At 72.1% G+C, this 25,072-nt stretch carries 22 protein-coding genes, 1 pseudogene and 1 riboswitch; of the genes and pseudogenes, 11 read left to right on the forward strand and 12 right to left on the reverse strand.

The genetic code is table 11. The features are described 5' to 3' along the window. Positions 1-1,409, forward strand: a 1,409-nt coding sequence (locus AB0912_RS31655; RefSeq protein WP_366705965.1) for a DUF5691 domain-containing protein, incomplete at its 5' end; no start/stop codon positions are given. A 136-nt stretch (positions 1,410-1,545) separates the two neighbouring features. Here AB0912_RS31655 and AB0912_RS31660 read toward each other — a convergent pair. Then, the gene (locus tag AB0912_RS31660; RefSeq protein ID WP_366705967.1) at positions 1,546-1,962 is read right to left on the reverse strand and encodes a cobalamin B12-binding domain-containing protein; all 417 of its coding nucleotides are present in this window, start codon (positions 1,960-1,962) and stop codon (positions 1,546-1,548) included. A gap of 584 nt (positions 1,963-2,546) precedes the next feature. Between AB0912_RS31660 and AB0912_RS31665 the strand changes: the two genes are divergently transcribed. Both AB0912_RS31665 and AB0912_RS31670 read left to right on the forward strand, forming a co-directional pair. After that, entirely contained in the window at positions 2,547-3,455 is a 909-nt protein-coding gene (locus tag AB0912_RS31665) for an alpha/beta fold hydrolase (protein WP_366705969.1), read from the forward strand. Positions 3,456-3,529: 74 nt separating this feature from the next. Continuing rightward, positions 3,530-5,242, forward strand: a complete 1,713-nt coding sequence (locus AB0912_RS31670) for a peptidoglycan DD-metalloendopeptidase family protein (protein WP_366705971.1) — start codon at positions 3,530-3,532, stop codon at positions 5,240-5,242. A gap of 113 nt (positions 5,243-5,355) precedes the next feature. Here the strand turns inward: AB0912_RS31670 and pcrA are convergent, their stop codons facing one another. Further along, the gene (gene pcrA / locus AB0912_RS31675) at positions 5,356-7,842 is read right to left on the reverse strand and encodes a DNA helicase PcrA (protein WP_366705973.1); all 2,487 of its coding nucleotides are present in this window, start codon (positions 7,840-7,842) and stop codon (positions 5,356-5,358) included. 562 nt (positions 7,843-8,404) lie between these two features. Then, positions 8,405-8,576, forward strand: a riboswitch (cyclic di-AMP (ydaO/yuaA leader). Positions 8,577-8,583: 7 nt separating this feature from the next. Between pcrA and AB0912_RS31680 the strand changes: the two genes are divergently transcribed. Together AB0912_RS31680 and AB0912_RS31685 are read left to right on the forward strand one after the other, a co-directional pair. After that, positions 8,584-9,780 (forward strand): NlpC/P60 family protein, encoded by a 1,197-nt coding sequence (locus AB0912_RS31680; protein ID WP_366705975.1) that lies wholly within the window; start codon positions 8,584-8,586, stop codon positions 9,778-9,780. 165 nt (positions 9,781-9,945) lie between these two features. Next, complete coding sequence (locus tag AB0912_RS31685) at positions 9,946-11,004, forward strand: tellurite resistance/C4-dicarboxylate transporter family protein (protein WP_366705977.1); 1,059 nt, start codon at positions 9,946-9,948, stop codon at positions 11,002-11,004. On the opposite strand, the gene AB0912_RS31690 is transcribed toward AB0912_RS31685, so the two are convergent. Then, positions 10,982-11,335 carry a hypothetical protein gene (locus AB0912_RS31690; RefSeq protein ID WP_366705979.1) on the reverse strand — a complete coding sequence of 118 codons (354 nt, stop codon included), beginning with the start codon at positions 11,333-11,335 and terminating at the stop codon, positions 10,982-10,984. The two genes, AB0912_RS31685 and AB0912_RS31690, sit on opposite strands and share 23 nt — an antisense overlap. A gap of 490 nt (positions 11,336-11,825) precedes the next feature. Between AB0912_RS31690 and AB0912_RS31695 the strand changes: the two genes are divergently transcribed. Continuing rightward, positions 11,826-12,932, forward strand: a complete 1,107-nt coding sequence (locus AB0912_RS31695) for an NlpC/P60 family protein (RefSeq protein WP_366705981.1) — start codon at positions 11,826-11,828, stop codon at positions 12,930-12,932. Positions 12,933-12,981: 49 nt separating this feature from the next. Here AB0912_RS31695 and AB0912_RS31700 read toward each other — a convergent pair whose 3' ends face one another. From AB0912_RS31700 to AB0912_RS31710, 3 genes and pseudogenes are all read right to left on the reverse strand, one after another. After that, complete coding sequence (locus AB0912_RS31700) at positions 12,982-14,013, reverse strand: MarR family transcriptional regulator (RefSeq protein WP_366705983.1); 1,032 nt, start codon at positions 14,011-14,013, stop codon at positions 12,982-12,984. Between the two features lie 270 nt (positions 14,014-14,283). Next, positions 14,284-14,592 (reverse strand): DUF397 domain-containing protein, encoded by a 309-nt coding sequence (locus AB0912_RS31705; protein ID WP_366705985.1) that lies wholly within the window; start codon positions 14,590-14,592, stop codon positions 14,284-14,286. Further along, positions 14,589-15,604 (reverse strand): annotated as a pseudogene (locus AB0912_RS31710) (helix-turn-helix transcriptional regulator). Before AB0912_RS31710 ends, AB0912_RS31705 begins: the two are co-directional and overlap by 4 nt. Between AB0912_RS31710 and AB0912_RS31715 the strand changes: the two are divergent. Further along, positions 15,593-16,057 carry an ATP-binding protein gene (locus tag AB0912_RS31715; RefSeq protein WP_366706017.1) on the forward strand — a complete coding sequence of 155 codons (465 nt, stop codon included), beginning with the start codon at positions 15,593-15,595 and terminating at the stop codon, positions 16,055-16,057. The pseudogene AB0912_RS31710 and the gene AB0912_RS31715 sit on opposite strands and share 12 nt — an antisense overlap. On the opposite strand, the gene AB0912_RS31720 is transcribed toward AB0912_RS31715, so the two are convergent. Both AB0912_RS31720 and AB0912_RS31725 read right to left on the reverse strand, forming a co-directional pair. Continuing rightward, positions 16,035-16,856, reverse strand: coding sequence for a response regulator transcription factor (locus AB0912_RS31720; RefSeq protein WP_366705987.1), 822 nt, complete (start codon positions 16,854-16,856; stop codon positions 16,035-16,037). The genes AB0912_RS31715 and AB0912_RS31720 overlap by 23 nt on opposite strands. Beyond that, the gene (locus AB0912_RS31725; RefSeq protein WP_366705989.1) at positions 16,853-18,190 is read right to left on the reverse strand and encodes a PspC domain-containing protein; all 1,338 of its coding nucleotides are present in this window, start codon (positions 18,188-18,190) and stop codon (positions 16,853-16,855) included. The genes AB0912_RS31720 and AB0912_RS31725 overlap by 4 nt, the downstream gene beginning before the upstream one ends. A 142-nt stretch (positions 18,191-18,332) precedes the next feature. Here AB0912_RS31725 and AB0912_RS31730 point away from each other — a divergent pair, with 142 nt between their 5' ends. Together AB0912_RS31730 and AB0912_RS31735 are read left to right on the forward strand one after the other, a co-directional pair. Continuing rightward, the gene (locus tag AB0912_RS31730) at positions 18,333-19,721 is read left to right on the forward strand and encodes a PspC domain-containing protein (protein ID WP_366705991.1); all 1,389 of its coding nucleotides are present in this window, start codon (positions 18,333-18,335) and stop codon (positions 19,719-19,721) included. Then, positions 19,708-19,938, forward strand: coding sequence for a hypothetical protein (locus tag AB0912_RS31735; RefSeq protein ID WP_366705993.1), 231 nt, complete (start codon positions 19,708-19,710; stop codon positions 19,936-19,938). The genes AB0912_RS31730 and AB0912_RS31735 overlap by 14 nt, the downstream gene beginning before the upstream one ends. A 26-nt stretch (positions 19,939-19,964) precedes the next feature. Here AB0912_RS31735 and AB0912_RS31740 read toward each other — a convergent pair whose 3' ends face one another. Continuing rightward, positions 19,965-20,495, reverse strand: a complete 531-nt coding sequence (locus tag AB0912_RS31740) for a DoxX family protein (protein WP_366705995.1) — start codon at positions 20,493-20,495, stop codon at positions 19,965-19,967. A 312-nt stretch (positions 20,496-20,807) separates the two neighbouring features. On the opposite strand from AB0912_RS31740, the gene AB0912_RS31745 reads away from it, so the two are divergent. Then, on the forward strand, positions 20,808-21,692 hold the full coding sequence (locus AB0912_RS31745) for a DUF4429 domain-containing protein (protein ID WP_366705997.1): 885 nt from the start codon (positions 20,808-20,810) through the stop codon (positions 21,690-21,692). A gap of 102 nt (positions 21,693-21,794) precedes the next feature. Here AB0912_RS31745 and AB0912_RS31750 read toward each other — a convergent pair whose 3' ends face one another. The 3 genes from AB0912_RS31750 to AB0912_RS31760 all read right to left on the reverse strand — a co-directional run bounded on the left by AB0912_RS31750 (position 21,795) and on the right by AB0912_RS31760 (position 24,368). Next, positions 21,795-23,213, reverse strand: coding sequence for a glycosyltransferase (locus AB0912_RS31750; RefSeq protein ID WP_366705999.1), 1,419 nt, complete (start codon positions 23,211-23,213; stop codon positions 21,795-21,797). After that, positions 23,213-23,368, reverse strand: coding sequence for a hypothetical protein (locus AB0912_RS31755; protein ID WP_366706001.1), 156 nt, complete (start codon positions 23,366-23,368; stop codon positions 23,213-23,215). Before AB0912_RS31755 ends, AB0912_RS31750 begins: the two co-directional genes overlap by 1 nt. Positions 23,369-23,573: 205 nt before the next feature. After that, positions 23,574-24,368: a class II aldolase/adducin family protein gene (locus tag AB0912_RS31760; protein WP_366706019.1), complete on the reverse strand. Its 795-nt coding sequence runs from the start codon at positions 24,366-24,368 to the stop codon at positions 23,574-23,576. Between the two features lie 173 nt (positions 24,369-24,541). Between AB0912_RS31760 and AB0912_RS31765 the strand changes: the two genes are divergently transcribed. After that, a complete protein-coding gene (locus AB0912_RS31765) occupies positions 24,542-25,012 on the forward strand; it encodes a pyridoxamine 5'-phosphate oxidase family protein (RefSeq protein WP_366706003.1) in 471 nt (156 codons plus the stop codon). Positions 25,013-25,072 lie beyond the last annotated feature (60 nt).

Genomic DNA, 25,072 nt, shown 5'->3' on the forward strand with positions numbered 1-25,072 from the left:
CCGCGCTGCCGCCCGCCGCGGCCCGCCGGCTGGCGATGCTGCTCGCGGACCGGCCGGGCACGGGCGGCGGCGGCCGCAGAGGAGCGGCACCCGACCTCATGGAGTTGCTGCCCCAGTGGCTCGCCCTGGCCAACGCCCACGGCTTCGCCGCACCCCCGCAGACCCTTCCGGCGCTGCTCGACGCCGCCCGGGGACGCACCGACCTGCGCCCGGCGGCGCTGGCGTTCGCGGGGCCGAGGGCGTTGTGGCTGGCCCGGCTGAACCCGGAGTGGCGGTTCGCGCTGCGCTCCGCGCCCGGCGGGGGCACCTCGCTGCCGGGGGCGGACGAGACCGAGCGGGTCCAGCGGCTCTGGCAGGAGGGCCTGTTCGCCGAGCGGGTCGCCCTGCTGGCGGCGATCCGGTCCGAAAGCCCGTCCGCCGCGCGGGAGTTGCTGACCTCGACCTGGGCGACGGAGCGGGCCGAGGACCGGCTGATGTTCCTCGACTCGCTGCGGTCCCGGCTCGGGGCCGAGGACGAGCCGTTCCTGGAGACGGCCCTGTCCGACCGCAGCCGCAATGTCCGGGCGACGGCGGCGGAGTTGCTGTCCGCGCTGCCCGGTTCCGCGCTCGCCGCGCGGATGGCGGCCCGGGCCGGTTCGTGCGTGGCCGTCGACCGTACGCGCGGCACGCCCGCGATCGTGGTCGAGGCACCGCACGAGTGCGACGCCGGGATGGAGCGGGACGGCGTGGTGCCCAAACCCCCGGCGGGCCGGGGTGAACGGTCGTGGTGGCTCGGCCAGTTGGTGGAGGCGGCGCCGCTCGGGAGCTGGCGGGAGCGGTTCGGGGGGCGTTCGGCGGCGGAGATCGTGGCGCTGCCCGTGGCGGACGACTGGCACAGGGAGCTGCACGCGGCCTGGTGCCGGGCGGCGGTCCGGCAGCGTGATCCCGAGTGGTCGCGGGCCCTGCTCGGGTCGCCGTCCGCACCGGAGGCCGGCGGGCCGGGGGCGGTGTCGCTGGCCGAGCGCGCCAAGCTCCTCGCGACACTGGACCCGGCCGAGCGGGCCGGGTGGGTGGCGGGGTTCATCGGGACGCACGGGCTGTCGGAGGCGTTCCAGTTGCTCGGGGTGTGCTCGCTGCCGTGGTCGGGGGAGCTGGGCCGGGCGGTGGTCGACGCGCTCGACATCGCCCGGGACGCGGGCAGCTACCCGTGGAGTTTCAGCGGGGTGATGGGCCTGGCCGAGCGGTGCCTCGATCCCGCCGAGGCGGGGCGGCTCGACGCGCTCACCTCGGTCCCGGACGAGACGGAGAACACGGCGCCGGGCGCCGGCGGCTACTGGGCCGAGGCGTTCCAGCGCCTGGTGACCACCCTGCGACTGCGCGCGGCGATGGCCGAGGAACTGATACCCCCGGCGCAGGTGCCGGCGCCGTGACCGCGCCCGCGTAGGCCACAGGACCCCGCGCCGGTCCCGGTGGCCGCGCCTGCGTAAACCGCAGGACCCCGCGCCGGTCCCGGTGGCCGCGCCTGCGCCTGCGTAAGCCGCCGCAAGGACCTCCTGCGGTACGGGATCAGGCCCCGGCCGGCTGCCGCACGTTCTCCCGGACCCAGTCCACGATCGCCGTGGTCGTCGCGCCCGGGGTGAAGATCTCCGCGACGCCCTTCTCCTTGAGGGGAGCGATGTCCGCCTCGGGGATGATGCCGCCGCCGAAGACCTTGATGTCCTCCGCCTCGCGCTCCTTGAGGAGGTCGATGACCGCCGCGAAGAGCGTGTTGTGGGCGCCGGAGAGGATGGACAGCCCGATCGCGTCGGCGTCCTCCTGGATCGCGGTGTCGACGATCTGCTCCGGGGTCTGATGCAGCCCGGTGTAGATGACCTCCATACCGGCGTCGCGCAGGGCCCGCGCGATCACCTTGGCCCCGCGATCGTGGCCGTCGAGCCCCGGCTTGGCCACCACCACGCGGATCGGTCCGGCTGCCACACCCATCACTGCCTCCATGAAGCAAGAACCCCGACTCGACAACTGACGACTAAAGAACACGGAAAGTGACCGTCCACCACTCGAAATCAACGGACAGTCACCACCGGCCACCGCCGGCACCTACTGACCGCCGACATCTATCGCACGTTCAGCTCCCCACCCCACCCGGACCCCCGGGTCGCCGCGGAGGGCCGGACATGCCAGGCGGCACAAGCGTTCCGGACCAGTGTGGGCCACGGAAGTGAACGAACGTTATCGCCCGCATCCCGTAACCGGCAGTTTCACGGCGGAGACCGAGGGGGAAATCACACGTTGGGACAAGTTCGCCGCGCCGGGTTCCGTATCGCGGCACTGGCGTCGCACGGAAGTGCGGCGTACGGGCCTCGCCGGAGCCGGGCGCAAAGAGAGCCGCCGACCAGGCGGCCCGGTCATCGCGTCGTCAGCGGGACACCGCGGTGCCGGGCTCAGCGGCGAGGGCACGACAGCGCCGGGTACGCGCGGTCCGCCGCCGCCGCCGCCGACGTCACGGCTTTCCACTAGGGCACACGGGGGACAGAGCGGTCCTGCCGCGTGCCGACGGGAGGTCGGCCATGAAGGTCCCAGGGACGGTATCGCCCTTTCTTCCCCTCTGTCAGCGTCTGCTTCCGACCAGACTCGCCGGGGTCTCGGTGGCCCTGCTGAAGGCCACCGCCCTGGAATTCGCGATCCTCGCCGGGCATCTCCTGCTCTACCCCTCCGGCATCACGGCGGAACGCCGCGTCGCACCGGCGCTCCCCTCCCCCGACGGCTCACCCGACGGCTCACCCGACGGCGCTCCCGACGACCAGGCGGCGGCCAGGCTGCCCATGCCCGACAGGCCCCCGGTCGTCCTGCTGCACGGCTTCATCGACAACCGTTCGGTCTTCCTGCTGCTGCGCCGCAACCTCGCCCAGCACGGCCGCCGGCACGTCGAGTCGCTGAACTACTCGCCGCTGACCTGCGACATCCGCACGGCGGCGGAGCTGCTGGGCCGCCACATCGAGGAGATCTGTGAGCGCACGGGCCACGACCGGGTGGACATCGTGGGCCACAGCCTCGGCGGACTGATCGCCCGGTACTACGCGCAGTGCCTCGGCGGCGACACGCACATCCGCACGCTCGTCACCCTCGGCACCCCGCACGCGGGCACCCGGGTCGCGCCGCTGATGAACGCGCACCCGATCGTCCGCCAGATGCGCCCCGGTTCCACGGTGATCGAGGAGCTGACCCGGCCCGCCCCGGGCTGCCGGACGCGGTTCGTCAGTTTCTGGAGCGACCTGGACCACCTGATGGACCCGCTGGAGTCGGCCTGCGTCGAGCACCCCGACCTGCTCGCGCAGAACGTCCGGGTGAGCGGCGTCGGCCATCTCGCGCTGCCGGTGCACCCGGCGGTCGCGACGGGAATCCGGCAGGCGCTCGACACGGAGGAGCCGGCGACGGCGCGTCCCGCGACCCGGCGCGGCGGCCTGACAGTCGCCTGATGACCACCTGACACTCGAACATTCATCGAACGCCAGGCCAAGGCCTTGCCCGCCTTCCCCGGAAACACGGCCGAATGCCCGTTTCCCGCGACAGGGAAAGGCGCCGAAGATTGTCGCGCCCTCACAGCGCCGGGTACAGTCGCCGCACTGCTCTGCCAGCCCCTGTTGTCGAGGCGAAAGAGAAGTTGGTGAACGACCGTCACCCGTCGGGGACAGCAACTCCCCCGGCCCCGGCTTCCGATGCCGCCTCGGCGCTCTACGCGCCCTATGGCGTGTCAGAAGCCCAGTACGGCGACTTCACCGCGTACGGCGACCACTCCACCGGGGCCTTCGCCACCGGCGTCTTCGATGCCGGTACCCACGCCTCGGGCGCCTATGCCACCGCGAGTTTCGCCACCGACCCGCTCTTCGGCGACATGCCGGCCCAGTCCGGCCGCACGGACTCCTACGACGCCACGCAGTGGAACACCGGCGCCCACCAGACGCCGAACCACGACCCGTACGCGGCGCAGCACCAGGCCGCGTACGACACGGGCGGCTATGACACGACGGCCTGGGCCGCCGGTTACCAGCAGCTCGCCGACATCCCCGCGCAGCATCCGGGCCCCGACAGCTCGGGCCAGTGGGACGCGAGCGCCTGGCTCCAGCCCGGGCAGCCGCTCGACGGGACCGGCGGGACCGGGCAGTGGAGCACGGCGACGCGGGAGACCGGCGCGTACGACGCCACCCAGTGGAACACCGTCCCCGGCCAGGACCCGTACGGGCCGTACGAGCACCCGCGGACGGAGACGTACGAGCAGCACCCTCCCACCGAGGTCTACGAGCACCCGGCCACCGAGGTCTACGAGCAGCGGTCCGAGACGGTGGCCCCGGTCCCCTTCGACCAGCAGGCGACCGCGACCTTCGAGTCCGCCACCGACGGCCGACCCGGCCCGGACGAGGGCGAGTCCGAGGCGGACCCCTACGCGGAACACGAAGAGTGGGAGACCCCGCTCCTCGACGACATGGAGGAGATCGCGCCGGTGCCGCGCGCCGCGTCGCGGAACTCCTCCCGTTCGCGGCGCCGCACTCCCGCGAAACGTTCCGCCCTGCTGACGATCGCGGTGCCCTCGGCCTGTGTGATGGGTGTCGCCGGGATCGCGGCCGCCTCGGTGGGCGGCGGCGGGGACGACACCAAGGACACGACGGCGAGCGCGTCGGACGCGGCGCCGGTGAAGCCGTCGACCGCGAACAACAAGCTGGACACCCAGTTGCAGAGTCTGTCCGCGGGCGCGGACGACTTCGCGGACCGGGCGAGCCGCACCCAGGAGCGCATCGACCTCCAGGCGCAGCAGGTCCTGGAGAAGAAGAAGGCGGCGGAGGAGGCGGCCCGCAAGGAACGGCTGCGCCCCAAGTTCGCCCTTCCCGTCGTTCAGCGCGGGCTCAGCGCCTACTTCGGTCAAGCCGGCATCAACTGGATGTCGGTGCACACCGGCATCGACTTCCCCGTCTCGTACGGGACGCCGGTGATGTCCGCGACCGACGGAACCGTGCGCACGGAGTGGAACAGCGCGTACGGCAACATGATGATCGTGACCGCGAAGGACGGTACGGAGACGTGGTACTGCCACCTCTCCACGTACAAGGTGTCCTCCGGTACGACCGTGAAGGCCGGTGACCAGATCGCCTTCTCCGGGAACTCCGGCAACTCGACCGGCCCGCACCTGCACTTCGAGGTCCGCCCGGCCGGCGGTTCGGCGATCGACCCGCTCCCGTGGCTGCGCAGCCACGGCCTGGACCCCACGTAACTTCACATAGCCGCAGCCCAGCCCCAGCAGGACCGCAGCCGTAGTCGCAGCCTCAGCCGTAGCCCAGGCACCTCGCGTCCCGGGCCCCTGCGTCGAGCGGCCCGGGACTTCGGTTACAGCTTCTCCACCGGCGCGTACCGCAGCAGGAGCCGCTTCGGTTTGGGTTCGCCGAAGTCGACCGTCGCCTCCGCGTTCGCTCCCGTGCCCTTCACTCCGACGACCGTGCCGAGGCCGAACTGGTCGTGGGTGACGCGGTCGCCGACGGCGAGCGCGACGACCGGCTTCTCGGAGATGCCGCGCCGGGTCGCGAACCCGGAGGCGCCCGAGGCGGCCGACCGGGAGCGCGGGGAGGACAGCGAGGCCGCGACTCCGGAGACCGGGCCGGCCGGCTGGGAGGAGACGGCGCCGGTGCGCTTCCAGTCCAGATGCGTCGCCGGGATCTCCTCCAGGAAACGCGAGGGCGGGTTGTACGAGGGCTGGCCCCACGCGCTGCGCATCGCGGACCGGGTGAGGTAGAGCCGCTCCCGGGCGCGGGTGATGCCGACGTAGGCGAGGCGGCGCTCCTCCTCCAGCTCCTTGACCTGCCCGAGGGCGCGCATGTGCGGGAAGACGCCGTCCTCCATGCCGGTCAGGAAGACCACCGGGAATTCGAGGCCCTTGGCGGTGTGCAGGGTCATGAGGGTGATGACGCCGTTGCCGTCCTCCTCGTCGGGGATCTGGTCGGAGTCGGCGACGAGCGCGACCCGCTCCAGGAACGCGGAGAGTCCGGCCGGGGTCTCGTCCTCGCCGGTCTCCTGCTCGAACTCCAGGGCCACGGCGGCGAGTTCCTGAAGGTTCTCGATGCGGGTCTCGTCCTGCGGGTCGGTCGAGGCCTGCAACTCGGCCAGGTAGCCGGTGCGTTCGAGGACGGCTTCCAGGACGGTGGCCGGGCCGGCGCCGGACTCCACGATCGTGCGGAGGTCCTCCATGAGGGTGTTGAACCGGCGGACCGCGTTCGTGGACCGGGCGGCCATGCCGTAGGCCTCGTCCACGCGGCGCAGCGCCTGCGGGAAGCTGATCTTCTCGCGCTGCGCGAGGGCGTCGATCATCGCTTCGGCGCGGTCGCCGATGCCGCGCTTGGGCACGTTCAGGATGCGGCGCAGCGGGACCGAGTCCTCGGGGTTGGACAGCACCCGCAGGTAGGCGAGGACGTCCCGGACCTCCTTGCGCTCGTAGAAGCGGACGCCGCCGACGACCTTGTAGGGCAGCCCGACGCGGATGAAGACCTCTTCGAAGACACGGGACTGGGCGTTCGTCCGGTAGAACACCGCGACGTCGCCGGCCTTGGCCTCGCCCGCGTCGGTGAGACGGTCTATCTCGTCGGCGACGAACTGCGCCTCGTCGTGCTCGGTGTCCGCGACGTAGCCCGTGATGTTCGAGCCCGCGCCCGCGTTCGTCCACAGGTTCTTGGGGCGGCGGGACTCGTTGCGCTCGATGACCGCGTTGGCGGCGGTGAGGATCGTCTGCGTGGAGCGGTAGTTCTGCTCCAGGAGGATCGTCGTCGCGTTCGGGTAGTCCTCCTCGAACTGGAGGATGTTGCGGATGGTGGCGCCGCGGAAGGCGTAGATCGACTGGTCGGCGTCACCCACGACGCACAGCTCGGCGGGCGGCAGGTCGAACTCGCTCGGCGGTACGTCCACAGGATGCTCGGAGCTGCCGACCAGCTCGCGCACGAGGGCGTACTGCGCGTGGTTGGTGTCCTGGTACTCGTCGACCAGGACGTGCCGGAAGCGGCGGCGGTAGTGCTCGGCGACGTCCGGGAAGGCGCGCAGCAGGTTGACCGTGGTCATGATCAGGTCGTCGAAGTCGAGCGCGTTGGCCTCGCGCAGGCGTGACTGGTACATCGCGTAGGCCTGGGCGAGGGTCTTCTCGAAACCGTCGGTGGCCTGGGCGGCGAAGTCCTCCTCGTCGATCAGCTCGTTCTTCAGGTTCGAGACCTTGGCGCTGAACGACTTCGGCGGGAACCGCTTCGGGTCGAGGTCCAGATCGCGGCAGACGAGCGCCATGAGCCGCTTGGAGTCGGCGGCGTCGTAGATCGAGAAGGACGAGGTGAAGCCGAGCTTCTTGCTCTCGCGGCGCAGGATGCGGACGCAGGCGCTGTGGAACGTCATCACCCACATCGCGTTGGCCCTCGGGCCCACGAGCTGCTCTACGCGCTCCTTCATCTCGCCCGCGGCCTTGTTCGTGAAGGTGATCGCGAGGATCTGGCCGGGGTGGACATGCCGCTCGCCGAGCAGGTGGGCGATGCGGTGGGTGAGCACGCGGGTCTTGCCGGAGCCCGCGCCGGCCACGATGAGCAGCGGGGAGCCGGAGTGGACCACGGCCGCGCGCTGGTTCTCGTTCAGCCCCTCCAGGAGGGCCGCCGGGTCCACGGCGGGGCGGGGGGCGCCGTCGCGGTAGTACGCGTCCCGGCTCGGCGGCACGTCGAACCGGCCGCCGAACAGGTCGTCCGCGACCGGCTCCGGCGCGTGCTCGTCCTCGGGCGGCGGCGGGTGCTCGTCCTCGTGGGCCGCGGAGGGCTTGAGGTCCGCCAGGAAGCTGTCGTCAAAGAGGCTGCTCATCGCTCTCCGAGTCTAGGCCGAGCCACTGACACCCCGCCGCCACCCCGAGAATCCCGCCCCGATCCCGGGGCACCCGGCGGCGACCGGTCCGTGACCGGGCGGTGACGGGTCGGTGGCCGCGAGTGACCGTACGCGCAGGTCGGGGCCGGGCCGGCGGGCTCCCGGGGCCGTCCGGCGGGCGCCACGAGGGCCGTCGGACGGGCGCCACGAGGGCCGTCGGACGGGCGCCACGAGGGCTGTAGGACGGGCGTCCTGCGGGCGCCCCGAGGGCCGTCAGGCGGGCGTCCGGCGAGCGTCAGGCGGGCGAGCGGCCTCACCGGAGGGCGCGACGGACCCACCCGTGAGGCCGCTCACAAGCAGCTCGGCGGCAACAAGGAAGCAGCCCTCGGACACCCCCGCAAAGTGGCGCACACCACGCATCCCCGGCGCCCCCGCGCCGCCCGCATGGCCAAGGTCACGAAAATGTATCGGGCATATCGCACTCCAACCTTCACACGGGCCACACGAGTTGGCTAGCGTGCTCGAAGGCCGCCCGACCGCGACCGGCGAACGACGCCGGGCCGAGCGGCCTCCGCCGAGTTCGGACCGCCCAGCGGGCGGCCGGAGCCGGGGACCCACCGATCTGGGGTGAATCGGTCCAACCGCCCTGTGGCGCCAGGACCGTAGGGCAAACCTTCCGGAACCACCCGCCCGAACCCGACAGCTAACCCGGTAGGCGGATGACGGAAGGAGTCGCCTCTCTTGGCGTCGCACCGCAAGCCGCGTCCTTCGGGTACGCGCGTGGCAGGCATACGGACCCCGGCGCTCGCGACAGCGGCCCTCACCTCCGTGGCCCTGCTCTCCCAGACGGCGAACGCCGCGCCCCCGGCCGAGCCGAGGCCCAGCCTCGAAGAGGTCCAGAAGAAGGTCGACGACCTCTACCACCAGGCCGAGACGGCCACCGACAAGTACAACGCCACCCGGGAGAAGACCGCCAAGCAGCGCAAGCGGGTCGACAGCCTCCTGGACGACGTCGCAGCGCGCACCGAGAAGCTCAACTCCGCGCGTGCGGAGCTGGGGACGTTCGCCGCCGCGCAGTACCGCACCGGGGCGTCCACGCCGGGCACCGCGACGCTGCTGCTCGCCGACGACCCGCAGGACTACTTCGACCAGACGCAGTTGATGAGCCGTCTCACGAACCGCCAGAAGGCGGCGGTGGACGACTACGTGACGGAGCAGGCGGCGACCGCCAGGAAGCGGGCGGAGGCGAGCGAGAGCCTTCAGTCGCTGACCACCTCGCAGAACGCGCTCAAGTCGTCCAAGGCGGCGGTGCAGCGCAAGCTCGGCGCGGCGCGCGATCTGCTGTCGAAGCTGACCGCCGAGGAGAAGGCGCGGCTGGCGGCGATCGAGAAGAAGAAGCGGGAGAAGGCCGCCGCGAAGGCTGCCGAGCTGGCGCGGGAGCAGGCGGCGGCGGAGAAGGCGGCGAAGGAGAAGGCCGAGGCGGGCGAGGGGTCGGGGACGTCCACGTCGGGCTCCTCCGGCTCTTCCGGCTCGTCGGGCACCGGCGGCTCCGGTTCGACGGCCACGGACCCCTCGTACGCGACGAAGGCCGGCAAGGCGGTCGCCTTCGCCCGCGCACAGATCGGCAAGCCGTACGTGTGGGGCGCGACCGGGCCCGGCTCGTACGACTGCTCGGGGCTGACCCAGGCCGCCTGGAAGGCCGCCGGCGTCTCCCTCCCGCGCGTCACCTACGACCAGGTGAACGCCGGCACGACGGTCTCCCTGGCCGACGCGAAACCCGGTGACCTGGTCTTCTTCTACGGCGACATCAGCCATGTCGGGCTCTACATCGGCAACGGCATGATGATCCATGCGCCGAAGCCGGGGGCGTACGTCCGCGAGGAGTCGATCTACTACGACGGGACGTCGGCGATCCACAGCGTGGTACGCCCCGCCTAGCCACCCCACCGCCCCGCCACCCCCTCTTGTTCGGCCTCTACCTCTTGTTTGGCCTCCACGCGCGCGTGTAGGCCAAATCGGCGTCACGCGCGCGTGGAGGCCAAATAAGGGTCACGCGCGCGTGGCCCGCCGCCAAGCGGTCCCGTGGTCCCTAGCATCGGGCGCATGCCCGAAATGCCGGTTACGCCCGATCGCCCTTCGCTCCCCGCGTGGTGGGCGCGGCGCCCGCCCGCCGCCGGGGCCGCCGTCATGGCCACCGGCATCATCTCGATCGGCCTGCACCTGATTGGTCATGAGACGGTCTCCCGGATCGCGCTGGTCCTGGCGGTGATCGCCTGGCTGGCGCTGGCGGCGGACTTCGTCCTGCGGCTGGTGCGGGACCGGGAACGGTGGCGCCGGGAGGCGGGGACGCCACCCGGCCTGACGGCGGTCGCGGCGACGACGGTGCTCGGTACGCGGCTGTCGCTCCTCGGGTGGCAGGGTCTCGCCGAGGCGCTGCTCGCGCTGGCCGCGCTGCTCTGGCCGTTCCTGCTGGTGGCCGTCGCCCGCAATCTGCGCCGGGGGCACATGCCGGGCGGGGTGTTCCTGATGTGCGTGGCCACTCAGGGGCTCGCGGTGCTGGGCTCGACGATCGCGACGGCCCTCGGGTGCGAGTGGCTGACGCATGCGGCGCTGGTGCTGTTCTGGCTGGGGATCGTGCTCTACGGGGTGGCTTTCGCGCACTTCGATCTATGGCAGGTGGCGCGCGGCGCCGGTGACCAGTGGGTGGCCGGGGGCGCGCTGGCGATCTCGGCGCTGGCCGGCTCGAAGCTGGTGGCCGCGCACGAGGTGAACCCGTACCTGTGGAACAGCGACGACCAGGGCGTCCTGCGCGTCGCGACCGGCGTACTGCTCGCGCTCGACCTCGCCTGGTACTGCGTGCTGTTCGTGGCGGAGGCGGTGTGGCCGCGCCCGCACTACGACGTACGCCGTTGGGCGACGGTTTTCCCGATGGGCATGACGGCGGTGGCGACCCTGATGACCGCCACCGCTCTGGACACCGCCCCCGGCCTCCACACGACAGGCCAGGTACTGCTGTGGATCGCGGTGGCGACCTGGCTGGTGGTCGCCGCCGCCGCGATCGTGGACGCCCGCGCGACGGCCCGGTCGGCTCGGCTCGGGTCCACCCGGCCCGGGTCCGGTCGGCTCAGGTCCGGTCGGCTCAGGTCCAGAGGACCGCGATGAAGATGTTGGCGGTGGTGAGGAGACCCACCGTGGCGAAGATGTTCTTGTTGATCTTCTCTTCGTCGCGCTGGACGTAGACCAGGCCCAGGATCACGATCAGCAGGGCCAGCTTCACGCCGATCTTCACGGTGTTGACCGTGTTGTCGTCGGCCTGGTTGAGGCCGACCAGGGCCACGCCGGTGACCAGCATGGTCAGGGCGCCGTGCAGCATCGCGGGGACGAAGCGGGCGGTGCCGCGGGCCATCGCCTTCATCTGGGTCAGGAAGCCGCCGAGGAGCGCGGCGATGCCGATGATGTGCAGGCCGACGAAGAGATGGATGAGTACGTCCATGGGGCCGGAGCCTAATCCGAGGTCCCGCGGCGCCCTCCCACCGGGCCACCCTTCCCCGGCCCCTCCCTCGGGCCCCCCTTTCCTCGGCCCCCGGTAGGCCTTTCCCCCGGGCCGCCCTCCCCCGCCCCTCCGGTCACGGAACGCCGGTCATAGCACTCGCGCCCCTCCCCCCGGCCGGGATTGGGCGCATCGGTCAGGGTGCCGGGTGAAGCCGTCGGGGGCGGGACGGGAGAACGGTCGGGTTCGGTCGGCGGGCGGTCCAATGGCGACAGTTACGGACATGGAGTCACCGGCGCCGTGTCCCCAGGTTTAGCGTCCTCCCCCAGGTGACCGGCGTCCCACCACACCGCCCGGGTCAGGGGCGGCCGGCCGGGCACCACCGCCGAGAAGGTCCGGCGGCGGCACGCTCCCCCTGTGTGAGCCGCCGCCGGACATGTCACCGCTTGACCGGCCCGCCAAGGGGCGGTCGTACGGAAGGATGTGGGCCCTCGTGGCAGCGCACCGCAGGACCAAGCAGCGCTCGATCGGCGGCAGCACGGCCCGCACAGCGGTCACCATCGCCCTCGCGGGCGCGGCGACGGCGACCGCCTTCGACGGCGTCGGCCACGCCGAGCCCCAGCTCTCCCCGGCACAGGTGAAGGCCAAGGTCGACACGCTGTACAAGGAGGCGGAGGTCGCCGCCGAGAAGTACAACGGCGCCAAGGAGAAGGCCGAGACGGCCGAGAAGCACCTGCGGACCCTGCGCGACGAGGCGGCCCGCAAGGAGGACCGGCTCAACTCCGCCCGCGACGCCCTGGGTTCGATGGCGGCGGCCCAGTACCGCAGCGGCGGCATCGACCCCGCCGTACAACTCGCCCTCTCCGACGACCCCGACGCGTATCTGGACGGCGCCGCGTTCGCGGAGCGGGTCGGCACCCGGCAGTCGGCGGCCGTCGCCGGAGTACGCAGACAGCTCCGGGAGATCGAGCAGTTGCGCGGCGCCGCCGATGCCGAACTGGCCACGCTCAAGGCGCGGCAGACCGAGCTGAAGCGGCAGAAGAAGACCATCAACGGGAAACTCGACGCGGCCCGCACCCTGCTCAAGCGCCTCACCCCCCAGGAGCGCACGCGGTACGCGGAGCAGGGCGCCGCCGGTGACCAGCGGCACGCCACGCGTTCTTCGGCCCGCGAACTCGCCCCGACCACCGCCACCGCCAAGCCCGGCGCGACGGGTGCCTCGGGTGCCTCGGCCACGAGCACGGCGCCCAACTCCCGTGCGGCGGCGGCCGTTTCCTTCGCCTACTCCAAGCTCGGCAGCCCCTACGTGTGGGGCGCGACCGGCCCCAACGCCTTCGACTGCTCCGGCCTCACCCAGGCCGCGTACCGCTCCGCCGGCGTCTCCCTCCCCCGCACCACCTACGCCCAGATCAACGCGGGCCGACGCGTCTCCCGCTCCGAACTCCAGCCCGGGGACCTGGTGTTCTTCTACTCGGGCATCAGCCACGTCGGCATCTACGTGGGCAACGGCCAGATGATCCACGCCCCGAACCCGTCCGCCCCGGTCCGGCTGGCTCCCATCGACCAGATGCCGTTCGCGGGAGCCACCCGGGTCGCCTGACCGGCGGCCCCCCCCCCCCCCCCCCCCTCGGCGGGACGTCAGCGGGACGTCAGCGGGCCGCGAGGCTCGCGCGGAGGCGGGCGATGTGGGCGCGAACGTCGGGTGCCGGTGCCGGTGCCGGTGCCGGGGTCGATGTCGTGGTCCGTGTCGATGCCGATGTCGATGTCGTCGTCGTCGTCGTCGGGGCAGGGTTGTCCGGGCTGGACGCGCAGGTCCGGCAGAGGCCGCCGGGCAGGGCCTCGGGGCGGCCGGGGACTCCGCAGTCCGTGCATTCCAGGATCGCGCGGCGGAGGGGGCGCTCCGGGGCTTCCGAGGCGTCGGGGGCGGGGGCGGCGGGGCGCGGGGCGAGGTCGGGTGGCAGTTTGTCGTGGAGCCGACGGGCCACGAACGCGCGAGGTGCGTGCAGGGCGTCGGGGAGGCCGTTGGTCAGGGCGTTCGTGAAACCGTCCACGGTCACCCCGCGCTCGAACCACGCGCCGGCCAGCTCCGCGAGGTCCGCGCAGTCGGTGGCCGAGAGCGTCAGCCTTTCGTCCCTACGGCCGAGTTGAGCGAGCGCCCGGTACGCCGTCGAGCGTGCCGGAGCCGGAGCGGGCAGCCCCGCGCCGTCGTCCGGGGCGCCGTCCTGTTCGGCGGCCGGTGCCTCGTCCCGGCCGGCGGCCGGAGTGCCCGCGTCGGGGGACTCGTCACCCCCGAGAAACCGCGCCCACCATTCGTCGTCACGTGCGACACGGGACCAGTACGTCCGGAAGACCCAGCGGGTTCCCCTGTCGCCGGTCTCCGCGAGTCGCCGTACGCGGCGGAGGTGTCCGGCGCGGGAGAGGGCGTTCAGGGCCGAACCGACCGCCTGCTGGCCGTACAGCGGCAGCACCTTGGCGAGGCTCTTGACGTCCATCGTGGCACCCTCGGGCAATCGCTCGATGAACGCGGCGACATACGCCTCACGGGGCGGCAGATGCCCGAAACCGGCGGCTCGGTGCGCAGGACGGCCGGGCTCGGCCGGGGCGGCGCGTTTCCCGTAGCCGGGGTTGGCCATCGGGTGTGCGGGGGCGGGCAGGGCGGAGATAGAGTTTTCGTAAGCCACGGGATCGCCTCTTCGATCTTGCGGTGAGACCCCGGCGGGTGTTGGTAGCACCCGACCGGGGTTGTTTGTTGTCGCGAACGCTAGAGGGTGACGACGTGGCGTTGCAAGCCGATCACGAAAAGTCATGTCGGCTGCGTGCGGCGGGGGTTGGGACCGGCGGGCGCGCGGCGCGGCTCGGGAAGGTGGGAGGGTGGGTTGGGCCCACCACCCATTCCCTGCAAACGCCGCTCGGGTCCCGGGGCTTGGCTCTCGGAGCTTGGGTCTCGGGACTCAGGCCTCGTGCGAGGCGTACGCGACGAACTCGGTCCACGACTCCCCGGCGACCTCGAACCGAGGACTCCGATCCCCGAGCTTCGAGTCCCGGACGTGCACGGTGTGGGGGCAGGGGGCGACTTCTACGCAGTCGCCGCCCTGGTCGTCGCTGTAGCTCGACTTGTGCCAGTCGAGGGCGACTTCGAGGCATTCGCCACCCTGGCTGTCGCTGTAGCTCGACTTGAACCAGTCGAGGGCGACTTCAAGGCAGTTGCTGCCCTGGCTGTCGCTGTAACTGGACTTGAACCACGCCAGACGCTCGGTCACAGTCCCTCCGCCACCTTTCCGATGAACACCGCCGACTCCTCAATGCTGAGGGCGTGCATGCGGATCATGCCATGCGCCTGCGTCAGTGCACTGACCTTGTAGGGATCGGCGTACAGCGCACCCGTCTCCGGTCCCTCGACGAAGGCGTAGTGGTCGTGGTCGGCTGTCTCCAGCAGCACGACGGGGCCATTCAGAGCCACGCCGTAGCCGCGCCCCGCGAGCAAGACCTGAATCGACACATTCCGCAGCGCGGCAACCTCAGCGAGATGGTGCAACTGCCGCCGCATGACAACCCCGTCACCGACCCCGTGCGGAGCGCAGCCTCGTAGATGACGAACGTGAATACCACGCTCTTCCGGCGGGTCAGTGACTCCTGCCGCTTCAGCCGCGCGGCCACCCGCTCCTCTACCGTCTCGTCGTCCAGCGGCGGCAGACTCTCGCTGATCAACGCTCGCGCGTATTCCTCCGTCTGCAACAGGCCGGGGATGAGCAGAGGTTGGTATGAGTGCACGGCGATCGCAGCCTTCTCGATGTCCACGACCTCCTGCGCCCGCGCAGGAAACGGCTCCGGCTTCAAGTACTCCTGGGCGGCAACCAATTTGCCTCCCGCCTTGCACAACTGGTCCGCGACCTGCAACAGCCGCAAGGTGGGCCTGCGCCGGCCGTTCTCCATCGACTTGACGTACTCGTAGTCGTAACCCGCCTCCCGCGCCAGCTCCTCACGGCTCACGCCCGCCTCCATGCGCCAGAGCTTGATCTGGTTCCGCAGTAACGCCAGGCGATCGGCGGCTGGTTGTTCACCTCGGTCGACACACGCACCTCCGCCGGGTCCACGACGGGTACAGCCACCCTCTGTACCCGTGCCGTCACTCCAGAGGTTACGCGCGAGACGGGACGGTGATCCCGTCAAACGTCGAAGCTTCCACGCAAGGGATGACCCGCGCATGCAGAGCCCACCCCCGCCTGTGCCAACGCCCTCCCGAAGGACATCGAGTGGCGCCTGCCGCGTCATGCGCGGAGCGTGGGCCGGGCCCGCACCCTGTTACGCGAACAGGCACGGTCCTGGGGGCTGTCCGAGGACGTCACGGAGACGGCGGAACTCCTGCTGAGCGAGCTGATGACCAACGCCTACGGCCACGCGAAGTCCTCCCCCGGCCGGGAGATCTGGGCACGCTGCCGCCTCACCGAGGACCGCCTGCGGGTCATCGTGTCGGACGCCGGGGACACGCTTCCGGTGCCACGCGAGGTGGGACCCGAGGACGAGTCGGGGCGGGGCCTGACGCTGGTGGCGGCGCTGGCGGACAAGTGGGGAGCGCAGTGGCGGACGAAGGGCGTCGGCAAGGAGGTCTGGTTCGAACTCCGCTCGGAGGACCGGGTCAGCGGCGGCACGAAACCCCGGCCGGGCGGGGCGGAGGGCCGGCCCGGCGACGCGGAGGCCGGGCTCAGACCAGCCGTCTCGCCGTAGCCCAACGGGTCAGCTCGTGCCGGTTGGAGAGCTGGAGCTTGCGCAGGACCGCCGAGACGTGGGACTCGACCGTCTTGACGGAGATGAAGAGCTGCTTGGCGATCTCCTTGTACGCGTACCCGCGCGCGATGAGGCGCAGGACCTCGCGCTCGCGCTGGGTGAGCCGGTCCATGTCCTCGTCGACGGGCGGCGCGTCGGTGGAGGCGAACGCGTCCAGGACGAAGCCGGCGAGACGCGGCGAGAACACCGCGTCGCCGTCCTGGACGCGGAAGACGGAGTCCACCAGGTCCGTGCCCGTGATCGTCTTGGTCACGTAGCCCCGGGCGCCGCCACGGATCACGCCGATGACGTCCTCCGCGGCGTCCGACACCGACAGCGCGAGGAACCGTACGGGCTGCTCGGCGTCGGCCATCAACGGGGCGCAGCGGCGCAGCACTTCGACCCCGCCGCCGCCGGGCAGATGCACGTCCAGCAGGACGACCTCGGGCCGGGTGGCGGTGATGACCGAGACCGCCTGGTCGACGTCCGCGGCCTCGCCGACCACCTCGACGCCGGTCCGCGCCGTCTCCCCGATCTCGGCCTGCACGCCCGTGCGGAACATGCGGTGGTCGTCCACGAGGACCACGCGGACCCGGCGTCCACTCCCGGAACCCGCCCCCTCGGTGACCGCCCCTTCAGCGCCCTCGGCGCCCTGGGTGCCCTGGGTGCCCTGGCTGCCGGCCGAATCGGCAGGCCCGTTCGCCTCCGTGTTCCCGTTCCCGCTCGCGCTCGCGTCGACTGGCTCGTTCGCCTCGCTCATGACGTCTTCTCCGCCCTCTCCATCTGCAACTCGACCTCCGTGCCGCCGTCCGGCACCGAACGCAGCCGCGCCGTACCGCCGTTGCGCTCCATGCGGCCGATGATCGATTCTCTGACGCCCATGCGGTCGGCGGGTATCGCGTCGAGGTCGAAGCCGGGGCCACGGTCCCGGACGGACACGAAGACCGTAGTCCCTTCGGCGGTCCCCTCGACCTCGGCGTAGACCTGGACGGGGCCGCCGTCGCCACCGTACTTGGCCGCGTTCACCATCGCCTCGCGCGCGGCCTGCATCTGCGCGGTCAAAGGCTCGTCGAGCACGCAGTCGCCCACGACGACGACCTCGATGGGCACGCCGTGCTTGTCCTCGACCTCCGCCGCGTGGTGCCTGATCGCCTCTGCCAGGGTGTCGGGCTCCTCGTCCTCGTCCTTGCCGGTGCCCTCCGGTTTGTAGAGCCAGGCGCGCAGGTCACGCTCCTGGGCACGGGCGAGGCGGCGGACCTCCCCCGCGTTGTCCGCGTTGCGCTGGATCAGTGTGAGGGTGTGCAGCACCGAGTCGTGGACGTGGGCGGCGACTTCGGCTCTCTCCTGCGCGCGGATGCGCATCAGGCGCTCCTCGGAGAGATCCTGGGTCATCCGGACGAGGTAGGGGCCGGCGAGCAGGGCGATGCCGACGAGGACCGCGAGGGCCGCCTGAAGCACCGAGCCGAGATGGGCCGCCGAGCCCTGGAGCACGAATATCCCGGAGACCCCGGCCGTGACGAGCAGGACTCCGGCGGCGGACCGCGCGAGCGTCAGCGTGCGGCGACGGCGGCCGACCTCCGCCCAGCGGGCGCGGCGCGCGTTGTCCGCCTGGCGCCAGACCAGGGCGACGCCCGCGCCGACCAGGACCGTGGGCCACAGATAGGCCTTGGTGCCGCCGCCCAGATTCACGTTCCCCACGAAGACCAGGGCTACCGCGACCATGAGGAGCAGGGCGACGATCTGGCCCTTGTCCGGCTTGCGGGCCACCAGCCTGCGGCGGCCGTCCGGCGAGGTCTCCGTGGTGAACGCCGGGGCGCGGCCCGCGCCGACGCCGCCGACACCGAGCGGCACGAAGAACCAGAACGCCGCGTACAGCAGAGCGCCCAGGCCGTCCGCCATGAACAGGCCGACGAACATCAGCCGCAGCCAGACGACCGGCAGCCCGAGATGCCCGGCGAGCCCTCGCGCCACGCCCCCGAGCCAGCGTCCGTCACTGCTGCGGTAGAGCTTGCGCGGGGGCCGCGGGTCGTCGAGGGGCAAGGCTGCGGCTTCCGGCATGCCAACGATCGTCACACGCCCGGCCGCCCCGGGCATCAGGGTCGGCCCCCGATACTCCCCTGATCTTCCGCCCCCGCCGCTCGAACGGTCCCCGGGCGCCCGCTCGGGGACGGATATCAGGGTTCGGCCAGGGTCGTCCCGACTGCCGCCGGGGCCTTTCGCCCGTCACCATGGACGCATGACAGATCAGCAGCGCGCGGCGGCGGACCCCGGCCCCGGCTCCCCGCCGGGTGACGGGCCGCGCGCTCGGACGGGCGCGCACGGGGAAGAAGGAGCGCGGGGAGCGGGCGGCGCGACGGCGGTGTCCGACCTCCCCGCGCGCTTCCGGCGCGACCGCCGCCAGAAGTTGATCGGCGGAGTCTGCGCCGGTCTCGGCCGGCAGTGCGACATGGACCCGGTGATCTTCCGGATCGTCCTCGCGGTGCTCTCCGCGACCGGCGGCATCGGCCTGATCTTCTACGGTTTCGCCTGGCTCTTCATCCCGTACGAGGACGACGAGGAGAACGAGGTCCGCAAGCTGCTCACCGGCCGCGTGGACGGCCAGTCGCTCGCCGCCGTGCTGTTCGCGCTGGTCGGCTGCGGCGTCTTCCTGTCGATGCTCAACAACGGCAGTGTGCTCACGTTCGCGGTGGTCCTCTCCCTGCTGCTGGCCGGCGCGGGGTACTGGTCGCGGCACCGCGACACCCCCGACCCGGACCCGCTCGCCGCGCAGGCCGCCGCCGACGCCCCGCCGGAGGCGCAGGCCCCGCCGGTCCCGGCGTCGTACCCCTCCTGGTGGCGCGAGCCGATCGTCAAGGACGGTTCGCACGTCGGGGGCACCGGTTATCTCTGGGGCCCCGTGGAGAGCCGGGACCGGGATGTGGCCGCCGCGCTCAACATCGCCCGCGGCACCGCGCGGACCGGTCCCCGCACGGTCCCCGGACCCCGGCCGCGCGGCTCCCGGGGCATCGGCGGCCGGGTCTTCCTCCTCGCCCTGCTCGCCGGCGGCCTCGGCACCGGCCTCACCTGGGACGGCCAGGCGCTCGGCACCAGTCTTCAGGCCGGTCTCGCCGCCGCGCTCGTCGTGTTCGGCCTGGGCATCGCCCTCAGCGCCTTCCTCGGGCGTACGGGGGCGGGGTCGGTCTTTTTGGCCGTGGTGACCGCCTGCCTGCTGGCCGCCTCCGCCGCGCTCCCCAAGGACATCAGCACCCACTGGGTGCGCACCGACTGGATACCGGTGTCGGCGGCCGACGTCCGGCCGCACTACGACCTGGGCACCGGAGTCGGCACCCTCGACCTGAGCAGCGTCGACCTCGCCAAGGGCCAGACGGTCAAGACGAGCGCCCAGGTCGGCGCGGGTCACCTGAAGGTCATCGTCCCCAGAGACGCGACCGTGCGGCTCACCATCGAGGTGGGGGTCGGGGACATCCAGTTGCCGGGTGACGACAAGAAGGACGTGGACGTGGAACCGGGCAAGCACACGCGCGTGACCCTCCCTCCGGAGACGGTCGCCAAGGACGGCGGCACGTTCGACCTCGGCCTCCAGGTCGGCGTGGGCCAGGCGGAGGTGGCCCGTGCCGCGTCATGAGTTCCAGCCCGGGAAACTGGTCGCGGGCCTCGCGCTCACCGCGGCGGGCGTGGTGTTCGCCGGGGACGCGGCCGGCTGGTGGTCGGCCCCCTGGTTCGTGATGATCCCGGTCGTCGTCGGGGGGCTGTGTCTGGCGGGGGCGGTGGCGTCGGTGACCCAGGCGATACGGGGGCGCCGGGCGGACAGGGGGCCGCGCGGAGCGGGCTCCGCTCCCTGAAGCGGCGCTAGGTGTAGGACCCGGCGCTAGCTGTAGTTCCCGGCGCGTTGCCTGCGCCGGGAGCGGAGGGCCGCGTCGACGGAGAAGACGGAAGCACCGGCCAGGACCAGCGGGAGCCAGGCCATCAGGTAGGCGAGGTCGTTCCCGTAGTAGTACGGGTCCGAGGCCCAGCTCACCGTCAGCCACAGGCTGAGCGAGATCAGGGCTCCGCCGAGGGCGGCGATGCGGGCCAGCAGGCCCAGCAGGGTGCCGATGCCCACGGCCAGTTCGCCGAAGGCGATGGCGTAGCCGAAGCCGACGGGGCTTTTCAGGGAGAGGTCGACCAGGGCCGGGATCGCGGAGGAGTCCCGGACGGTGCGCATCAGGTCGCCGATCGAGCCTGAGCCCGAGGACTTCAGGAAGGTGCTGTCGGTGAGTTTGTCGATGCCGGCGTAGATGAAGGTGATGCCGAGGAAGAGGCGTAGGGGGAGGAGGGCGTAGCGGGTCGCGGTGTCCCGCCAGTTCTTCCTCTCCTCCAGGTACGGGGTGTGCGTGTCCGATCGCATACCGTGAGTCATCGCTCTACGCCGCCTCTCACCCGCGTTCAGTTGACCCCTCAACAGACCATACGTACGAAGTCGCTTCTCCGCTCAACTCCGGGGACCTTTTCCTCCCTCGCGCCATCACCCACCCGGCGCCCACCCCGCCAACAGCCTTCCTTCGCCCCCTCCGCCCCTACCCGTCCCACCCCCGGGGGCTCCGCCCCCAGCCCCCCGCTCCTCAAACGCCGGAGGGGCTGGATTTTCGCCTGCTCCACCGGCGACGACCGGATGTACCGGCGGGTTCGTCCGAAGCCGGGTGCCTGTTGACCCGGCTGGGAGAATTTGGTCATGGCCGAGATCATCCAGCGGGACGGGACCTGGGTTTTCGACGGCAGTACCGTGCGGATCACTCCGGGGCTGCACCGGAGCGTGCCGTTGTTCCGGCAGACGTATGGGGAGGTCGCCGTCCCGTTGGAGGCCGTGGCGGGGGTCGGCTACGAACCCGAGCGCAAGCGGGGGCGGTTGAGACTGCGGCTGCGCGAGGGCGCCGACCCGCTGCTCCAGGCGACCGGGGGCCGGCTGCCGGAGGCGGCGGACCCGTACCGGCTGGCGGTCGACGTGGACCGCTCCGGGGTCGCCGCGTACGTCGCCGAGGAGATCCGCCGCGCGCTGCTGCTGGACCAGATCCCGAAGGAACCGGCGACGGCGTATCTGCTGGCGGGCCCACCCGTCCCGGTGTCCGTGCGGTCCAGCGACGGGACGGTGTCCTTCGACGGGGCGCAGGTGCGCATCGACTGGGCGGACACCTCGGACCGGGTCAAGCGGGCGACGGGGCCGAGGATCATCTCGATGGGCGACCTCGTGCAGGTCGAGTGGCTGCCCAACTCCGGCTTCGAGGACGGGTTCCTGCGCTTCGTGACCCGGGACGCGGTGTTCTCGAAGCTGCCGCCGGAGAAGGACCCGTACGCCCTCGACCTGTGGGGCAGCACCCGCCGCGACCTGCTCACCGCGCTGGTCGCCACGGCGGTCACCGCCCGGCTGCCGCATCCCTCGACCCGCTCCGGCGAGTTCCCGGACGGGACCTCGGCGACGGCGGTCGTACGGCCCCGGTCCGCCGACCACCACGACGTACTGCTGCGCCGCCTGAGGGAGTTGGGCGAACTGCACCGCGACGGGGTGCTCACGGACGAGGAGTTCGCCCTGACCAAGGCGGCGGTTCTGCGGGACTTCTGAGCCCCGGCCCACGCGGCGCCGCCCCCCGGCACCGGGCACCCGGCCCCCGCCCCCCGGCACCCGGCCGGGACCGTGTTCGGCCCGGCAGGAAACCGCCGCGTCTCAGGAAGTCGCCGCGCTCGCGAGTGCCACCTCCGCTCCCGCCTGACGCGTGCCCCAGCCGGTCTTCCAGCAGGTGAGGGCGCCGTACCACCGGGTGGGGCGGAGCACGGCCCACGACCAGAGCATGGCGAGCGGGGTGAGCGCCCAGGTCGCGAGCTGGGACGCCAGAGGCTGGTCCGAGCGGCGCAGGACGAGATAGCGGAGGGTCTGGCCACAAGTCAGCAGCAGGGGCACGATCAGAAGTACGGCGGACGGGGCGGGACCGGGCCGTAGGTGGAGGGCGAGCAGCCACAACAGCGATGCGGTGGTGGCGAGTTGCTGGAACCACCGGAGAACCTGCGCGAGCAGTGCCGGATGGTGGGCGGGAAGGTACCGCACCCGCCACAGGGCCCGCAGGCTGGAGCCGCGCATCCAGCGGACGTACTGCCGCAGATGGTGGCCGACGTTCTCGGGCATCGCGGTGAAGACCACGGCCGTGGGCTGCTGGACGACCCGGCCGCGGGCCAGCGCGTACAGGGTGAGCATCGAGTCGTCGGAGAAGGTCACGGGACGGCCCATGAAGGTCTCCGAGAGGTAGCCCTCGGTGTGGTCGGTGAGCACGTCGGCGCGGTAGGCGGCCAGCGAGCCGGAGGCGACCATCACTCCGCCGAGGGGTGAGAGGGAGGCCCGCTCGACCATCTGCGAGGTGACGTACCACAGGTCGGTGATCCGGCTCAGCAGTCCGTTGCGGTTGTTGCGGGCCAGGACGAGACCGGCGACCGCCTGCACCCGCCGGTCGGCGAGGGGCTGGAGGACCTCGTGGAGGGCGTCGGGGGCGAGCTGGGCGTCGGAGTCGACGGTGATGAGGATGTCGGCGTCCGGGCAGCGGCGGGCCGCGAGCACCTGGGCGTGGCGCTTGCCGTGGTTGGCGGTGCGCTGCCAGGAGGTGGCGAGGCCGTGCTCGCGGGCGGCCTGCGTCCACCAGCGGCGCACCTGACGGTGGGACAGTTCCGAGCCGTCGTCGACGATGTGCACCGAGTCCGGCGGCCGGCTCTGCGCCAGCAGCGAGGCCAGGGAGGCGCGTAGATAGCCGTTGTCCTCGTTGAAGACCGGCATGAGCACCGCGACGTGCAGGGCGTCGAGCCGCTTCTGCCCCTCCTCGCCCGCCCGGGCGGGCCGCTCGCACAGGTACAGGACGGTCTGCCCGAGCAGCAGCACGGCCAGCGGCGTCCACGCCCAGAAGGCCAGGCCGCCCGCGACCCCACTGGCGGTCAGCCAGGCGCGCAGCCCGTACGCCGCCAGGGTGACGGCGACGATGCCGAGCCCGGCGGCGCAGGCCAGCACGAGCGCGCGGGGGCGCCGTACGGCCGTGACGGCCTCCGTCACCGGCGGCCTGGCCGCGCTCGGCGGCGGCACGGCCGCCGACGTGTCAACGGCCACTACAGTTCGGTGCCGCGGCGGAAGCCGTAGCGCACGCACGCCGTGCCGAGCAGCACGAGGGCGAGGGCCGCGGCGACCATCCACCAGCCGGCCAGTGTCAGACCGCCGATCATCAGAACGCCGGTTCCGGTGTGGGCCAACTGGTTGTGATACACGCCGTGCTCCTTCTCAGACGTCTGCCGGGGCTCGCCCTCGCCACGCTGGCACGCCCCGCACCGCCCCGCCCGCCGAGGCACCCAAGGGGGCTACACGACCGCGTCCGGCCGCACCCCGCCGGCCCAGCGGACCCGGCCAGCCAGCTCAGCAGGCCCGACCCGCTGGCCCGGTTGGCCCCGCTCGCCGGCCAGTTGGCCCGGCCCGCTAGCTCAGCAAGTCCGGCTCGCCGCGGCTGATGTCCTGCCAGAGGGGCTGGTAGTTGATCCAGGCGACGAGGTCGCCGCCGAGTTGTTCGCGGGTGGCGACGGCCTGCTTGTGGTCGATGAGCAGGGGCCGGCCCGCGGCCTTCGCGGTGAGCTGGACCTGGCTGGAGCGTTCCATCGACAGGAACCACCAGGCCGCCGCGTCCACCGAGTCCCCGACGGTCAGCAGCCCGTGGTTGCGCAGCACCAGCGCCTTGCGGCTGCCGAGCGCGTTCGCGATCCTGCGGCCCTCCTCCGCGTCCACGTTGACGCCGGTGTAGGCGTCGTAGAGGGCGTGGTCCTCGTAGAAGGCGCAGCTCTCCTGGGTGATCGGGTCGAGCAGGTCGCCGAGGGCGGCGAGCGCGCGGCCGTGCGTGGAGTGGCAGTGGGCGACGGCGACGACGTCGGGGCGGGCGGCGTGCACCTGGGAGTGCACGGTGAAAGCGGCCTGGTTGACGTGGTAGCGGCCCTGGACGACCTGGCCGTCCTGGTTGGCCATGACCAGGTCGCTCACGGTGACGTGCTTGAACGGCATGCCGAACGGGTTGACCCAGAAGCAGTCGCTGTACTCCGGGTCGCGTGCGGTGATGTGCCCGGAGACGCCGTCCTCGAAGCCGAGGCGGCCGAACAGGCGCAGGGCGCCGGCCAGCCGCTCCTTGCGGTGCTGCCGTTCGTCGGCCGGCGACTCGTGCATCGGCGGCATGGCGAACCGAAGCTGGGCGGTGGGGCGGGGCAGGGGCGGGGTGGGCCCGTGCATATGTCCTCCAGCACTGGCGTGTTCGGTACGCAGCGGAAGGTACCCGGGGTCGGCGCACGAGAACAGGGGTGGCCGGAGAGAGATGGTCATACGGGGGAGAAAAGACGGGACGCGGTGAAGTCCCGTCGTAAAGACGACAGAGGATGTCCGGTATGGGCGGCAGACTCTGCCCCATGAACTGGGCAGCCTTCTCCTCCGCCGAACCCGATCTCGCCAGGACCGCCGAGGAGCGGTTCGGCGCGTTCACCCACCACACCCTCGCGACCCTCCGCCGGGACGGCTCGCCCCGTACCTCCGGCATCGAGGTCCGGTTCGTCGGCGGCGAGCTGTGGCTCGGCATGATGCCGGACTCGCTCAAGGCGCTCGACCTGCGCCGCGACCCGCGCTTCGCGCTCCAGGCGAACCCGGGCGCCGGCACCGAGATGGGCGGCGGCGACGTCCGGATCAGCGGCCGGGCCGTCGAGGTCGGCGACGAGGACCCGGCGAAGGCGGCGTACGGGAAAGAGGTGGAACCGCCGGAGCCGTTCCACCTCTTCCGCACCGAGTTGACGGAGGTCACACGGACCTACGTGGAGGACGAGACGTATCTCGTCCTCCAGGTCTGGAAGCCCGGCGCGCCGGTGCGCACGCTCAAGCGGACCTGAGGGGCACCCGGCCCCGCGCGGGAGAAGCACTCCCCGGAAGCACTCCCCCGCGAGGGAGGA

The organism is Streptomyces sp. NPDC007084 (genome assembly GCF_040703595.1).
GTDB lineage: Bacteria > Actinomycetota > Actinomycetes > Streptomycetales > Streptomycetaceae > Streptomyces.